Raw genomic sequence first — 14804 nt, forward strand, 5'->3', positions numbered from 1 at the left:
AGATGGATATCTCCCGTATTCCGTGGTTTCATAGGATCAAGGTTCGCGTACTGTTGGTAGGTATGCTTATGTCTGTGATTCCGGCTCTTGTAATCGGTATGTACATTATATATGTAACGAAGCATGACCTGGAAAAAAGCGTTCAATCGCAAAATGAAGCGGTTGCGGAGCGATATGCACAGCAGTTGAATTTCTTCCTGTTTCGCACAGAAGAAAGATTGAAAACGGCGCGTTTTTCACTGCTGGCATCCCATACAGCGGAGGATAAGCAGGCGATTTTGTATCGAATGCTCAAAAAAATCCCGCTCGCTGAAGAGGCTGTTGTGTTTGATGACCGGGGGAGAGTAGAGTATGGAGAACATCGTTTCTTGGTCATGGACAAACTGCAGGAGAAAGAATGGCAGACAGACGCCCTGCTCCTCACATTAACGCAGAAGAAAGAGTATTATAGCCCGGTTCAATTCCAAGCGGATCACATACCGTATCTGCAAGTGGCTGTTCCTATTTTTTCGGAAGACGGAAAAACATTCTTAGGCGGTGTGGGTGTAAAAGTGCGCTTGCAAAGTCTCTTTACACAGCTTGAAGAGCTTGGCAATAAGAAGAAACAGGTCGCGTTCATTGTGGATGCTAAAGGAACGCTGATTACACATAGTGATTTTTCATCCATATTGCAGGAGAAGAAGGTTAACCATAGCTTTATTGTTAAGCATTTTATGGATAAAGGCAGCGCGGCTGCTCTCCCCATCCCGAATCGTTATGAGAACAGCGAGCAGGAAGAAGTGCTTGGGGTATATTCAATCGTGTCGCGAACCGGATGGGGTATTGTAGTGGAGGAACCAATAGAGAGTGCCTTTGCTTCGATCTGGGCATTGTTCTTAAAATTGCTTGCCTTTTTATTTCTGATCATTCTGGCAGCCTTCTTAATTAGCATCTTGCTGGGGTTGTCCTTTACGAAGCCGATTGAATACTTGGAGCGGGCTGTGCGAAGCGTAGGACGTGTACAGACAAGAGAGCCGGTATTTACTACACGCAAGGATGAGCTTGGCCGCTTGATTACGGTTTTTGGTGAGATGACGGAACGCTTGGATAGTCAAGCGAAAAAGCTGCTGCAGGAAAAAGAGAGACTCGATGCAATTGTAGGGGGAATGGGCATCGGACTTGCGTTATTAACGAAGGATTGTCGTATTGTGTGGAAGAATCCGGTTCTCTCGGATTGGATTGAGGGTGAAGGTGCGCAGACAGACACGCTCTGCTATCAGACATTGAAGGGAACACCTGTTACCTGTAAACGGTGTCCGCTTCAAGGAAGCAAGGCGGAAGGGATAAATGCTGATATTATTACGCATTTGTCCCTGATGAACAAAGAGAAGGTCTTTAGGCATAACGTATATCCGCTTCGCCATGTTGCTGAAGGAGAGCCGGATTATCTGCTTGTGATTGAAGATATTACAGAACAGAGAAAGATGGAAGAGATTGCGGTACAGGCAGACAAGCTATCTGCCCTTGGATTAATGGCATCCGGTTTTGCGCATGAGATTAATAATCCGCTCGCTACCATTCAGGTGTATGCCGAGGATTTAGCGGATCAGACCGCAGCAGGACAACAGCATGGAGATGATGTGGAGGAGTATTTGCGTATTATCTGCAAAAATGTAAACAGGGCAAAGGAAATTACGCAAAAACTGTTGAATTTCTCGCGGAAATCGGAGTGGCGGGAGGAGAATATTCATGTGCCAACGGTATGCCAGGAGAGCATATCTCTTCTTGCTTATGCATTTAGCAAAAAGCAAGTGGAGATATCCTGTACAGTTGAACCAGAGATCCCGTATATTAGAGGCGATGCGCTGCAGTTAACACAAGTCCTTATTAATCTTCTACAAAATGCTCTTGATGCGGTGGACAGGGGAGGAACGGTTCGCATTATGGTTAGCTCCACAGCACAAAACGTTCAGATTGCCGTCATAGATGATGGGAGCGGCATTGATCCTTCTGATGTAGGAAAAGTATTCGACCCCTTTTTTACAACAAAGCCTGTGGGTCAGGGAACCGGACTTGGGCTGTCGATTTGCTACGGTATGATTACAAGAATGGGAGGAAGCATTGCAGTACAAAGCGCCGCGCCGCAGGGAACTGCCATACGGATTATTCTTCCGGCAGTTCAAAGGGAGGGATTGGATGGGTACAAAAATACGGATACTTGTAGTTGATGATGAACCGGAATTATTGAATTTACTTATGCGTCGAATGGGGAGAAAGGGTCATCAGGCAGAGGCGGCTGCTTCAGCAGAGGAGGCCGTCTCGCTTCTTGCGGGTACTTCTTTTGATGTGGGGATATATGATATTAAGCTGCCGGGCATGAATGGAGTTGAACTGCTGAAATATACGAAGGAAAAGCAGCCGAGCATGGAGGTCATCATGCTGACAGGGCACGGTACACTAGAGACAGCCATCGAGTCCATGAAAATAGGGGCATATGACTATATTAGTAAACCGTATGCTTTATCTGAATTGGAAGCGGTGTTAGACAAAGCATTTGAGAAAAAACAGCTAAGTGAAACAAATACCGGGCTTAAACGTGTTTTATTGTCAAAAGAAAAGCAGTTTTCCATGGTTGGTGAAAGCTTATGTATGAAGCGTCTCATGGAATTAACGCAAAGGCTTGCCAGCAGTGAGATCCCGGTGCTGATTGAAGGAGAGAGCGGTACTGGGAAAGAACTGGTGGCTCGTGCTCTTCACTTTTGGGGGGATCGAGCTGAAGAGCCGTTTATTACGGTAAATTCAGGAGCCTTGCCTGAAGGGTTGCTTGAATCTGAATTATTTGGCCATGTGAGAGGTGCATTTACAGGTGCTGTATCCGACAAGAAGGGTATTGTTGAGTTGGCGGATAGAGGTACGCTATTTCTTGATGAGATCGGAGAAATGCCGCTCAATGTTCAGGTAAAACTGCTGCGTTTTTTAGAAAGTGAGGAGTTCCGCAGAGTTGGGGACTCGGCGCTACGATGGGTGAATGTTCGGATTGTGGCGGCAACGAATCGGAATTTGGAGGAAGAAGTAGCCCAGGGGCGCTTTCGGGAAGACTTGTTTTATCGACTGAATGCTATGCAGCTCTCTGTACCGCCCCTGCGGGAGAGAAAAGAGGATATTCCTCTGTTGGTTGAGCACTTTCTGGAACAGAGAAAGGGAGAGCGGATTCGGATCGACGCACAGGCGTTATCGATGCTGATGAGGTATGGATTTCCGGGGAATGTAAGGGAGCTGGCTTATATGTTAGAGAGAGGAGCAATTTTGGCGCGAGAGGATGTTATTACAGCCGAAGATCTGCTTATCCCGCATGCGAGCGGAGCCTTACAGGAGGAAGATCAAGAAGAGTGGCAGCTCACGCTCTCTCAGATGGAGCGGCGGCATATTGCGCTTGCAATGGAGCACTGCCAGGGAAACAAAACACGAGCGGCCCGGCTATTGGGGATTAGCGTGCGCAATCTATATCGGAAACTGGAAGAATACCAATTGTAAGTATTGAACTCGGGTACTAGCTATGTCAATTTGTCTTTATGCTCTGACAAAATGTCATAGTAATTGAAAGCAGAGAACTGCACACTCCGTGCGTTCTCTGCTTTTTTTATTTGGCATTGTTTTTGCTTATAGCAATAAGTGAGTCACAGAAATTACCGTTTGAGGAGAGTGGAAGCAAATGTACAAACAGAGAATAAGAAAAGGATATGGAATGACTCTTATGTTATTAGCTGCCTCGGTTGTTTTTGCCGGATGCGGTGCGGCTCCAACAAGCCAGAGTGAGCCGGCCAAAAACGATGCTAAGCAAACAGCTACTCAAAACGGCGGAGAACAGGCAGCACAGCCCAAGGAGCTCGCATTCAATCCGCCGAAGCTAGAGGATGCACCAAAGGGAGAACTGGGTGAATCGATTCAGCTCGGTCATAAAATCATTACAGAGACAAAAGCAACCGTGCCGAACAATGTAGGCAACAATCTCTCATGCATTAGCTGTCATGCCGATGGCGGCACAAATAAAATTGCTTCTCCGCTAGTCGGAGTAACGGCAGCGCACCCGCAGTATCGCGACCGGGAAGGCAAGGTCATCACGATGGAGGACAGGATTAATGAATGCTTCAGACGAAGCATGAACGGAAAGCCATTGGAAGCTGGTAGTAAAGAAATGACTGCAATGATTTCTTATCTTACGTATATTTCAACAGGTGTGCCAACAGGTGCTGATATGCCATGGCGTGGGAAAAGCAAAGTATCGTTAGATGGCATCACACCGGATAAAGCAAACGGTGAAAAGCTGTATCAGCAGTCCTGTCTGGCTTGTCATGGCGCGAACGGTGAAGGAACAGGCCCGGCTACAGGGCCGGCCGTATGGGGCCAAGACTCCTTCAACGATGGAGCTGGACTGGCGAGAATTTCCCAGATGACAGGATATATTCAGAAAAACATGCCAAAGGTGGAGATGGGCGGCGTGAAGCCGGGTGGATTAAGCAAGCAGCAGGCTGCTGATTTAGCTGCATACTTATTGGCGCAGGAGCGTCCAGAATTTGAGGGCAAGAAAAATGACTGGCCAAAAGGAAACAAACCAAAGGATGTAAAATACTAAAGAAAGCAAAAAGCGCCTGAGTCATAGGCGCTTTTTGCTTGTCTGGAATAGAAAACATGCAACCATTTTGCCGCCTTTCCGTATGTATTGTAGGTGAGAGACAAAGTTAATCTCTGCATTGGTTGCAAATCGAGCAGGGAGTTACTAAAGAGGAGGCAAGAAAGGCAAGATGTTCAAACGGATCGGGTTGTTTGTGCTGGTAAATGCGCTGGTGATTGTTACCATCGGCATTGTGACCAGTCTCTTGGGCGTGCGGGGATATGTCACGTCTCAAGGAATTGATTTTAGTTCGCTGCTTATTTTTAGCGGTGTCGTCGGCTTCTCGGGAGCCTTAATTTCTTTAGCGCTATCTAGAGTAATGGCGAAGTGGACGATGGGTGTTCGTGTGATCGATCCGAACGGACCGATGCATCCGACAGAAAAAGCGCTGCTTGATGAAGTATACAGCCTGGCACGTAAAGCGGGTATGAAGACGATGCCGCAGGTTGGGATTTATGATTCAATGGAAGTAAACGCATTCGCAACCGGACCGAGTAAAAGTCGTTCGCTCGTTGCGGTATCAAGCGGGCTTTTAGAGCGGATGGACGATGATGCGGTGTCCGGTGTGCTGGCACATGAAATTGCGCATATTGTGAATGGAGATATGGTGACGATGACGCTCTTACAGGGTGTAATCAACACATTTGTCGTATTTCTCTCCCGTATTTGTGCATATATTGCTTCTCGTTTTGTGCGGGAAGATGTGGCGCCGGTTGTTCATTTCGTTGCGGTCATTATATTTGATATCCTATTCTCGATTCTTGGGAGTATTGTTGTCATGGCGTTCTCACGTTATCGCGAATACCATGCAGATGCAGGCGGTGCACGTCTTGCAGGAAAAGAAAAGATGGTGCATGCGCTGCAATCTCTTCGACAAACGGTACAGCTGGTGGATACGGAGCAGCAATCGGTAGCTGCCCTTAAAATTAGCGGCAAAAAGGGTAGATTCCTCGGCTTGTTTGCGAGCCACCCGGATTTAGAAGATCGCATTGCCCGTCTGCAGGCTGGAAAGTAAACGAACAAAAGAGAAACGACCCGAAGCATACGGCTTGGGTCGTTTTTTTGCTGTCCATGACAGCCTGAGAAGCAGCGAAAGCCTTCATACGCTGCTGCTTATGGGTACATGTATGTGGCCGTGCGTTCGTTTTTCGGAATGCCTGACAGCGGCTGCCCCTCTTTATAGTAGAGGGAGTGCGTAAGCGGAATGTAGAAAATATGGATCGTATCATATCCGTGCTGGCGCAGCATCTGATACAGGCTTGCGGCCAAAGCGTCGTGTTTCTCCTGTTCCCGTTGAAACATCAGAATCTCTAAGGTAGGAGGCGTGTCGGTAATGAGTTCGATGGGAAGAAGCTCGATTTTGACAATGTCCTGTGGAATTTCAATGATCCGGGCCACTTCCTTAATCAGCATAGGGGCCATGTCCTGAAGCGATTGTTTACGGACCCCTTTAAAGCGTAAGATTGGCATACTGCTGTTCCTTTCATTCGCAGGAGAATCCCGCTGCGTTACATGTTCTTCTCTTCCATTATATCACTCTTTTATTCCCGGTGGTCTACACCATCTGCTACGATGAGAATGTCAACGTGCCGCGTGTATTTCATAATCCGGTTAACGATCGACCCTTTCGTAATTTCTTCCCAACGCGAACGGGCGGATTGTCCGAGCACGATCTGTGTGATCCCTTTTTCATTGGTGAAGTCGATAATGATCTGTTCAGGCTTGCGTCCGGCTGAGGCGCGGATGTGAAACTCCGCATGCAGGTCTTTTGCGATATCCTCCAATACCCGCATTTGTTTCCTGGTACACGTATCCATTTTTTGCACGGGAACAAGGGGAATGTTTAAGATGTAGAGCTGGCATTTCAAACGGCTTGCGATGCGCCATCCTCGGCGGATGAGACGCTCCGCATTCGGTCGGTAATTGACGCAGACAAGGATTTTTTCATTGGCACCCTTCATGCCGTCAATGCCTTTTTCCTGCTTGTAAGATTCTAATCGTTCATCCACATCATCAGCGACTTCTCGGAGGGCAATTTCCCGCAAGGCATTTAGATTGCCGGGACGAAAAAAGTTGTTCAGCGATTGTTCAATTTTTTCCGGCTTATAAATGAGCCCTGACGTAAGGCGCTCTCGCAGCTTTTCGGGTGAGGTGTCAATAAGCTGAATTTCATTTGCCTTATCAAGCATCCAATCCGGTACGCGCTCCCGTACCTTAATCCCTGTGAGTTGTTCCACTGTATCATTTAAGCTCTCAAGGTGCTGGATATTCATAGCTGTAATCACGTTAATGCCAGCCCTGACGAGTGCCATGACATCTTCATATCGTTTTTTGTGGGTGGAGCCAGGAACATTCGTATGGGCCAATTCATCGACAATCACATAAGATGGACGTCGAGCAAGCAAGCCCTCAAGGTCCATCTCTTCGAATTCTTTTTCTTTATATACAACTTTTTTTAATGGGAAAATCGGCAGCTTCCCAATCTGTGTGGCCGTTTCCACTCGGCCGTGTGTCTCGATTAGGCCAATGACAATATCGATGCCTTTCTCGAGCATTTCGTTGCCTTCTTTAAGCATCATGTAGGTCTTACCTACGCCGGGAGCAGCGCCGATAAAAATTTTCAAATAGCCGTGCTGTTCTTTTTCAATCATTTGTAAGAAATCTTCCGGCGTCTTTTTTTTGCCTTCCTGACGCATAGCCTAAACCTCCAAAAGCCGCAGGCTGAGTGCAGCCTGCGGCTTGTTTTCTATTGTTTGCCCTGCTTTTGCAGAGCGATATTCAAGTGTAGTACATTCACACGCGGCTCACCGAAAATACCTAGCTGCCTGCCCTCAGTATGTTCGTCAACGAGTGCCGCAAGCGCTTGAGTGCTCATGCCGGTAGCCTTAGCAATGCGTGGAATCTGCGCTTTGGCCGCTTCCGGTGAGAGATGCGGATCGAAGCCGGATGCGGACGTTGTCAGCAGATCGGCAGGAATATTTCCGGATAGGGCCGCGTTTTCTTTACTTGCAGTCTTGGCTGCTTCTTGTATTCCCTTGATATAGTCTTCAGAAGCTACAGCGATATTGGTAGCTGCCGAAGCGGTCGGGTCGTAGGATGCGGCGGACAGGCGTGGATGGAACAATCCTTGTGATGTAAATTCTTGGGCCAACAGCTCTGAACCCACTGCCTTTCCATCCTTTTCAACAATGCTTCCCTGTGCCTGGTGTGGGAATATAACTTGTGCAATGCCGGTGGTAAGAAGCGGATAGAACAGGCCGCATATAAGCATCAGCACGATAGATGAGCGTAGGGCGACAAGTAATGACTTCATCATCTTCTCCTCATTTCCTTTTGTCGAATTATATAAAGACGGTTATGATCATATCGATGAGTTTGATCCCGATGAACGGAACCACTACACCACCAAGGCCGTAGATGAATAGATTTCGGCCCAGCAGGCGGTTGGCGCTCATCGGCTTGTATTTGGCACCTTTCATCGCAATTGGAATGAGCAGAGGAATGATCACTGCATTAAAGAGCAGCGCCGATAAAATAGCGGATTGCGGCGATGCGAGATGCATGATGTTCAGTGCGTCTAATTGCGGCAGAGCGAGAATGAACAGCGCCGGAATGATGGCAAAGTATTTGGCGATGTCATTAGCGATGGAGAACGTGGTCAGCGTGCCGCGCGTAATGAGCAACTGCTTGCCGATTTCGATAACCGACAGCAGCTTCGTCGGATCGGAATCAAGGTCAATCATATTGGCCGCTTCCTTCGCCGCCATCGTACCGGAATTCATCGCAAGTCCTACATCCGCTTGAGCAAGCGCTGGGGCATCATTCGTGCCGTCCCCGGTCATTGCCACCAATTTACCCTGAGCCTGTTCGCGCTTGATGGCTTCGATTTTATCTTCTGGTTTTGCTTCAGCGATATATTCATCTACACCGGCTTCTTGAGCGATGGTCGCAGCGGTGAGTGGATTATCACCTGTACACATGACGGTTTTGATACCCATTGCCCGAAGCTCAGCGAAGCGTTCCTTTAATCCCGGTTTGACAGTATCTTTCAAATGAATCAAACCAATAATTCGGTTATTCACCGCTACAGCCAGCGGTGTACCACCTGCCTTGGCGATGCGTGCAGCCTTTTCTTCAAGATCCATAGGGACACTTCCGCTTTGTGCGCTTATATACGATTTGATGGCATCTACGGCCCCTTTTCGAATGCGGGTTCCGTCGGGTAGATCAAGCCCGGACATGCGGGTCTCTGCGGTAAAGTCGATCACCTCAGCCTGGCTGTAGTTCGGCTCGCCCCAATCGCTCCCAAGACGATTCGCCAAATCAACAATGGAGCGCCCCTCAGGCGTTTCGTCTTTGACGGATGATTGCAGTGCGGCAAACGTAATGTCCCGCTCGGACAGGCCGCTTACTGGGATGAATTCGGCTGCCATGCGATTTCCGAATGTGATGGTGCCAGTTTTATCAAGGATCATTGTGTCAATGTCGCCAGCCGCTTCCACAGCTTTTCCTGACATGGCCAATACATTGAATTGTGTCACGCGATTCATACCGGCAATGCCAATCGCGGACAATAAGCCGCCGATTGTCGTCGGAATGAGGCAGACAAGCAAAGCGATTAACGTCGCAACATCAAGCTGTACATGTAGGTAGTTAGCCAATGGTACAAGCGTAATAATGACGATAAGAAAGATAAGGGTCAGCACAGCAAGCAGTGTGGTCAGTGCGATTTCATTCGGTGTCTTCTGACGCGAAGCGCCTTCGACAAGTGAGATCATGCGATCAAGGAACGATTCACCGGGGTCCGTCGTCACTTTTACGATAATATAGTCGGAGACGACGCGTGTACCGCCGGTAACAGAAGAAAAATCGCCGCCGGCTTCCTTAATCACCGGGGCGGATTCCCCAGTGATGGCCGATTCGTCAATGGAGGCGAGACCCTCGATGATTTCGCCGTCCGAAGGGATCAAATCTCCGGTATCAACTCGGACGATGTCTCCTTTGCGAAGCTCGGTCGATGCTACTTCCTTGGTGCTGCCATCTTTTTGCAGCAACTTAGCCATCGTATCTGCTTTGGTTTTGCGCAGCGTATCCGCCTGTGCCTTGCCTCGGCCTTCCGCCAATGCTTCCGCAAAATTAGCAAACAGCACAGTAAACAAGAGAATGAGAAAAACGGAAACATTGTACCCGCGGCTTACCGTGCTTGCACCGAATGCATCCGGTGCAAACGAAAGAATGAGCGTAATGAATGTACCCACTTCGACGATAAACATGACAGGGTTTTTGATCATCACAAATGGATGTAACTTTTTAAATGAGTCAACGATTGCCTGCGTGACAAGCTCACTTGTGAGCATTTTTTTCTGCTTACTCCCCATATAGCATCCTCCTTATTTCCACATGCTCAAATGTTCTGCGATCGGCCCGAGCGCAAGAGCAGGGAAGAAGGTAAGTGCGCCGATCACAAGAATCATTACCAACAGAATAAACGTAAACAGTGCTGAATCGGTCCGAAATGTCCCGGCTGTTGCCGGAACCAGACGCTTGGCGGCCAGTGAGCCTGCAATCGCCAGCAGAGCCACGATCGAGATGTAGCGACCAAACAGCATGACAAGCCCGATTGCCATATTGTAAAAGTTCGTATTCGCACTAAGACCTGCAAATGCCGATCCGTTATTTGCGGCTCCAGATGTAAAAGCATACAGCACTTCAGAGATGCCGTGCGAGCCGGGGTTAAGGATTGAGGCCATGGATTCAGGCCGCAGGAACGCGATAGCGGTCGGCACCAGAATAATGACCGGATGAGCGAGCAGTGCGATGGAAGCCAGCTTGATTTCCTTGCCTTCGATTTTCTTGCCAAGAAATTCTGGCGTACGACCGACCATTAATCCGCAGATAAAGACCGTCAGAATAACGTACAGCAATCCGTTTAATAGGCCGACACCGTCACCGCCAAAGACGTTGTTAAGCATCATCTGAGCAAGTGGCACCAGCCCGCCCAGCGGTGTAAGAGAGTCATGCATGTTGTTGACAGATCCCGTTGTGGCCGCTGTCGTTACCGTCGTGAACAGCGCGGATTGGGAATAACCAAATCGTACCTCCTTGCCTTCCATGTTGCCGGAGATGCCTAGTGCATCCAGGGCCGGTGTCCCTTTGTATTCCGAAAGAAAGACGACAGAGAGCATCATAAGAAACAGGATTGCCATGGTGGCGAATACCGTCCAACCCTGGCGCTTGTTTTTGATCATGACACCAAAGGCATAGACGAGAGCTGTCGGTACAAGCATCATGCAGAGAATATGCACCAGATTGGTCAGCGGCGTCGGATTCTCGAACGGATGGGAGGCGTTCATACCGAAGTAGCCCCCGCCGTTTGTTCCGATATGCTTAATGGATTCAAGCGAAGCGACCGGGCCGCGTGTGATCGTCTGCTGTGCACCTTCGATGGTTGTTGTTGTCTGGGCGCTATCGAGTGTTTGTGGCGCTCCCTGAAATACGAGAAATAGGGCCACGATTAGGGAAAGCGGAAGAAACACACGGAACAGCGAGCGAACCAGATCCACATAGAAGTTTCCAAGATGTATCTGGCGTGCGCTGATTCCGCGAATGAAGGCGATTGCCACGACCAGACCGGTCGCTGCCGATGTAAACATCGGGAATGTGATCGCAAGCATTTGCGATAGATACGAAAGCCCATTCTCACCGCTGTAGGCCTGCCAGTTTGTGTTGGTAATAAACGAAGCGGCGGTATTAAAGGCAAGCGCGCTTGGCATATTGTCGATGCCGTCTGGATTAAGCGGCAGGTACTTCTGCAGGCGAAGTACGGCATACATCAGCAGCACCATAACGAAGTTAGAGAGCAGCATCGCAGTTACATACTGTTTCCAGTTCATTGTCTCGGTCTCACGAACACCCATCACGCGATAGAAGAGGCGTTCGATGGGACCGAATATTCGGTCTAGCGTTGTTTTTTCATAATCAAATACGCGAACGAGATAGCTGCCTGCCGGTTTTACCAGCAGGATGATCAGAAGCAGTGTAGCAGCTACCTGAAGAATTCCTGTACTCATTGGCGAGCCTCCTAAATATAAAGACATCACATTAAAATTTTTCTGGTTTGATAAGAACAAAGCATAAGTACAAAATCATAGCCAAAGCAATCAGCAGGATCATGCCCACTTCATTCACCTCCTTCATGTACGGTCACAGAATTCTGTAAAACCGATGAAAAGTAAAAATGACAATATGAATACTCCGATGATCACAACATCATTAAACATAACGAAAGCCCCCTTTCTCCTACATATCCGCAAAAAAAATAGACCGATGCCGCTTTTATCCGATGAACCGCATAGGGAAAGAGAGCCAGGGGACGAGCGCTGTGCAGTCAATCCAAGAAAAGGATCAACGAAACACCAACGCTTGCCGGCCTAATGGCTTGCTTGCGGTTATCTGTCGGAGAAAAAGCGTCACCGGTCTACGGAATGCCTGCCCATCACCCCGGGTGCGGGCCTACACTCTGTCCACCTGTTCTTCTTCATCAAAACAGTGCTATGAAATTATGGCAAAACAAAAAGACCTGCAAGTATCTTGAAGGGGTTCTTTGTTTCCGTAATGCGGCAACAAAAAAACCTCCTCAAATAGGCGGTCTTTAGACCTCCCTCGCTTTAGCCGACGAAGTTAGCTGACGGGTAGGATGGCGAAAGAGTAACTCTCATCCCTCCTTACAAGTGTAAGGATTAACCCCAAAAGATTGGGTCCTCCGCTTCCGAGTGATTCGGAACTAGGCCAGATATGCAGTTGCTGTATGTGCTTTATTATACGAGCAGAAGAATTAAAAAATAAAACGGGAAATACGAAGGAAAATCCACTTTTTTTAGACAATAGTGGATAAGTAAGCGGTAAAATTAAACATATTCACACGCAATCTCTTTTTCTCTTTCAATTTCTCGTGTTTACTTGTATGTGTAGTAAGGAGTGATGGTATTGGAGCGAGTTGTCTTCACAAATGTACGTAATAAAATGTTAGTCGGACACTTATATCCGGCAGAATCAAGATCAATCATTATCATGGCTCATGGATTCATGTCAGATAAAATATCAAGAGGACGGTTTGAGCGGCTGGCAGCATCATTTAACCATGCCGGTTATGCTGCGCTTGCCTTTGATTTCAGCGGCTGCGGTGAAAGCGAGGACGAGATCATCACAGCAGAGAAGCAGGTGGATGATTTGCGAGCGGCGATGCACTTTGTCAAAGGAAGAGGATATGAGAGGATTGCACTATATGGACATAGTCTCGGCAGCTTAATCTGTCTTCGAGGTTATACGCGAGATATCGTAACCATGGTATTATCCGGCGCCTTAACCGACGCAATGCAGTACGAGTGGGATGACTATTTTACAAAAGAACAAATGTATGAATTAGAAAAGTACGGCTTGATTACGGTACACAGGGAAGAAGGGGTGCGAAGAATCATTAGGCTTGATCAGCAAATGCTTCATGATTTTGCGAAGATTGACCAGGCATCCCTCTTGCAGCCGATTGCGTGTCCGGTATTGCTGATCCATGGCAATCATGAGAGCGATGCAGAAGAGAAGCTACTGCTGGAGCGGTCAAGTCGTGCGCTTATGTATTTGCCAAAAAACTCTGAGTTGATGGTCATAGAAGGGGCTGCACACAGCTTTATCGAACACATGGATGAGCTAGAACAAGCTGCTTGTGCATGGTATAACACGCATATGAAAAAATAAGATAAAGAGCGTAAAATCGAGAAAAAATAAGAATAGAGAAGATATAATTTGATAAAGCCTGTTATATTTTAAAATTTATTCCTTTACAAAAGATTCAAGCCGGACGTAAGATGATTTCAACTTCAGCTAACTGAATAAAAATTTCCAGCTTGATCGCTGAGTCCCAATAGGGAGCGGGGGAACCAATCGCGGCGCATAGTACAGCCAGTGCCGTATGGGGTGAATCTCGGGAGACCGAGTAGGGCGACTCTCACGTCCGAATCCGTCAGCTAACCTCGTAAGCGTGTAGAGAGAGGAGGGTGTTGTTGTGATACCATGACAGCTTCTTTGCTGTGCTTAGCAAAAGCCGCATGAAGAGACCTCTTCGTACGGCTTTTTTGTACTTCAAATAAAGATAAAAACAAAGGAGTTTTGGAAGAGAATGGCGCAGTCAAGCAAAAGCAAAATGGAAGCAGCAATCAGTGAAGCCTATATTAAATTCTTGCGCGAAATTCTCGGCAAAGGGCCGAAAGAAACAAAAACATATATTATTAAAGACATGGTTATGATCCGGCTCAAGGAAGTGCTGACCCAGGAGGAGAAGGCGCTGGTGTGCATCGAGAGCGGGAAGCCGCTTGTTAAAGAGATGCGGCGGATTCTGCGTGAATCCAACAGTGAAAAGACGAAAGTGATCATCTCCGGTATTACCGGATGTCAGGTCATCTCCAGCCACAGCGATATTAGCACGAAGCTAGGAGAGCAGATCGAAGTATTTATTCTTGATTGTGATCTAGAAAAGGAATTGAGAATAAAAGAGGTTGGATAGATTCATCAGGAAGACTGAACACAGGGATCGGACAAAGCGCCCGGTGTTACGTATACCTGCGGACTCTTGTGGGATTCCGATGCCGATTGATTATCGATTGGTATGGGGATCGTGTGAGAGACCGCAGGTTTTTTGTTTCATCATGAAATATCGATGATATAAAAGGAGAGAAAAGGATGAATAGGGCTATCGTGGGTCGCCATGAATATGTGCTTGTCTGTACGTCGAACCGGGGTGGTGAAGTATTTCTACGGAAGCTGCAGGATGTAGGTCAGCCGTTTTTAGCACTGGTGCATGAAGAAGAGGACGAAGCGTATTTCCGGGCATGCGGATATGAATCGATCATCAGGGTAAGAGATATCAACGTAGGGAGCCTGCTGCCGCTATCTTGTAACGCCCAACAAAAAACGGCTCAGCACACTTTACTATAGCTTAGGCGCCAGTCACGTAATCTATAGTGATACAGGAAAAGTTTCTTTTTTAATCCTGCAATAAAACGACAGCTCCTATCGTTTCTTTGCCCGTTTCGTATTTATTTTTGCGGAATGGGCATTTTTTTGTGAAAAAAGCGAACGCGATCCTTCTTTCGTGCCAATA

At 47.7% G+C, this 14804-nt stretch carries 13 protein-coding genes and 2 riboswitches; of the genes, 7 read left to right on the top strand and 6 right to left on the bottom strand.

The genetic code is table 11. From position 1 onward, the window contains the following. Nucleotides 1-2 precede the first annotated feature (2 nt). From AB3351_RS21155 to htpX, 4 genes are all read left to right on the top strand, one after another. Nucleotides 3-2207 (top strand): ATP-binding protein, encoded by a 2205-nt coding sequence (locus tag AB3351_RS21155; protein ID WP_371149099.1) that lies wholly within the window; start codon nt 3-5, stop codon nt 2205-2207. Continuing rightward, entirely contained in the window at nt 2176-3513 is a 1338-nt protein-coding gene (locus AB3351_RS21160; RefSeq protein ID WP_371149100.1) for a sigma-54-dependent transcriptional regulator, read from the top strand. The genes AB3351_RS21155 and AB3351_RS21160 overlap by 32 nt, the downstream gene beginning before the upstream one ends. A 178-nt stretch (nt 3514-3691) precedes the next feature. Next, nucleotides 3692-4612, top strand: a complete 921-nt coding sequence (locus tag AB3351_RS21165) for a c-type cytochrome (RefSeq protein WP_371149101.1) — start codon at nt 3692-3694, stop codon at nt 4610-4612. A gap of 169 nt (nt 4613-4781) precedes the next feature. Next, complete coding sequence (htpX, locus tag AB3351_RS21170) at nt 4782-5666, top strand: protease HtpX (RefSeq protein WP_371149102.1); 885 nt, start codon at nt 4782-4784, stop codon at nt 5664-5666. Between the two features lie 98 nt (nt 5667-5764). On the opposite strand, the gene AB3351_RS21175 is transcribed toward htpX, so the two are convergent. From AB3351_RS21175 to AB3351_RS21200, 6 genes are all read right to left on the bottom strand, one after another. Beyond that, the gene (locus AB3351_RS21175) at nt 5765-6121 is read right to left on the bottom strand and encodes a DUF1904 family protein (protein WP_371149103.1); all 357 of its coding nucleotides are present in this window, start codon (nt 6119-6121) and stop codon (nt 5765-5767) included. A gap of 71 nt (nt 6122-6192) precedes the next feature. Beyond that, complete coding sequence (locus tag AB3351_RS21180; protein ID WP_371149104.1) at nt 6193-7347, bottom strand: universal stress protein; 1155 nt, start codon at nt 7345-7347, stop codon at nt 6193-6195. 50 nt (nt 7348-7397) lie between these two features. Then, nucleotides 7398-7967, bottom strand: coding sequence for a potassium-transporting ATPase subunit KdpC (gene kdpC, locus AB3351_RS21185; RefSeq protein WP_371149105.1), 570 nt, complete (start codon nt 7965-7967; stop codon nt 7398-7400). 25 nt (nt 7968-7992) lie between these two features. Beyond that, complete coding sequence (gene kdpB, locus AB3351_RS21190) at nt 7993-10029, bottom strand: potassium-transporting ATPase subunit KdpB (protein ID WP_371149106.1); 2037 nt, start codon at nt 10027-10029, stop codon at nt 7993-7995. 12 nt (nt 10030-10041) lie between these two features. Beyond that, entirely contained in the window at nt 10042-11721 is a 1680-nt protein-coding gene (gene kdpA, locus AB3351_RS21195; RefSeq protein WP_371149107.1) for a potassium-transporting ATPase subunit KdpA, read from the bottom strand. A 31-nt stretch (nt 11722-11752) separates the two neighbouring features. After that, nucleotides 11753-11848, bottom strand: coding sequence for a potassium-transporting ATPase subunit F (locus tag AB3351_RS21200; protein WP_371149108.1), 96 nt, complete (start codon nt 11846-11848; stop codon nt 11753-11755). Between the two features lie 457 nt (nt 11849-12305). After that, nucleotides 12306-12451: riboswitch (cyclic di-AMP (ydaO/yuaA leader) on the bottom strand. Between the two features lie 186 nt (nt 12452-12637). Between AB3351_RS21200 and AB3351_RS21205 the strand changes: the two genes are divergently transcribed. From AB3351_RS21205 to AB3351_RS21215, 3 genes are all read left to right on the top strand, one after another. Next, nucleotides 12638-13402, top strand: coding sequence for an alpha/beta hydrolase (locus AB3351_RS21205; protein WP_371149109.1), 765 nt, complete (start codon nt 12638-12640; stop codon nt 13400-13402). A 144-nt stretch (nt 13403-13546) separates the two neighbouring features. Continuing rightward, a riboswitch (cyclic di-AMP (ydaO/yuaA leader) is annotated at nt 13547-13702 on the top strand. Between the two features lie 121 nt (nt 13703-13823). Continuing rightward, nucleotides 13824-14207 (top strand): Na-translocating system protein MpsC family protein, encoded by a 384-nt coding sequence (locus AB3351_RS21210; RefSeq protein ID WP_371149110.1) that lies wholly within the window; start codon nt 13824-13826, stop codon nt 14205-14207. A gap of 176 nt (nt 14208-14383) precedes the next feature. Further along, the gene (locus AB3351_RS21215) at nt 14384-14638 is read left to right on the top strand and encodes a hypothetical protein (RefSeq protein WP_371149111.1); all 255 of its coding nucleotides are present in this window, start codon (nt 14384-14386) and stop codon (nt 14636-14638) included. Nucleotides 14639-14804: the final 166 nt, after the last annotated feature.

Source organism: Aneurinibacillus sp. REN35, from assembly GCF_041379945.2.
Lineage (GTDB): Bacteria > Bacillota > Bacilli > Aneurinibacillales > Aneurinibacillaceae > Aneurinibacillus.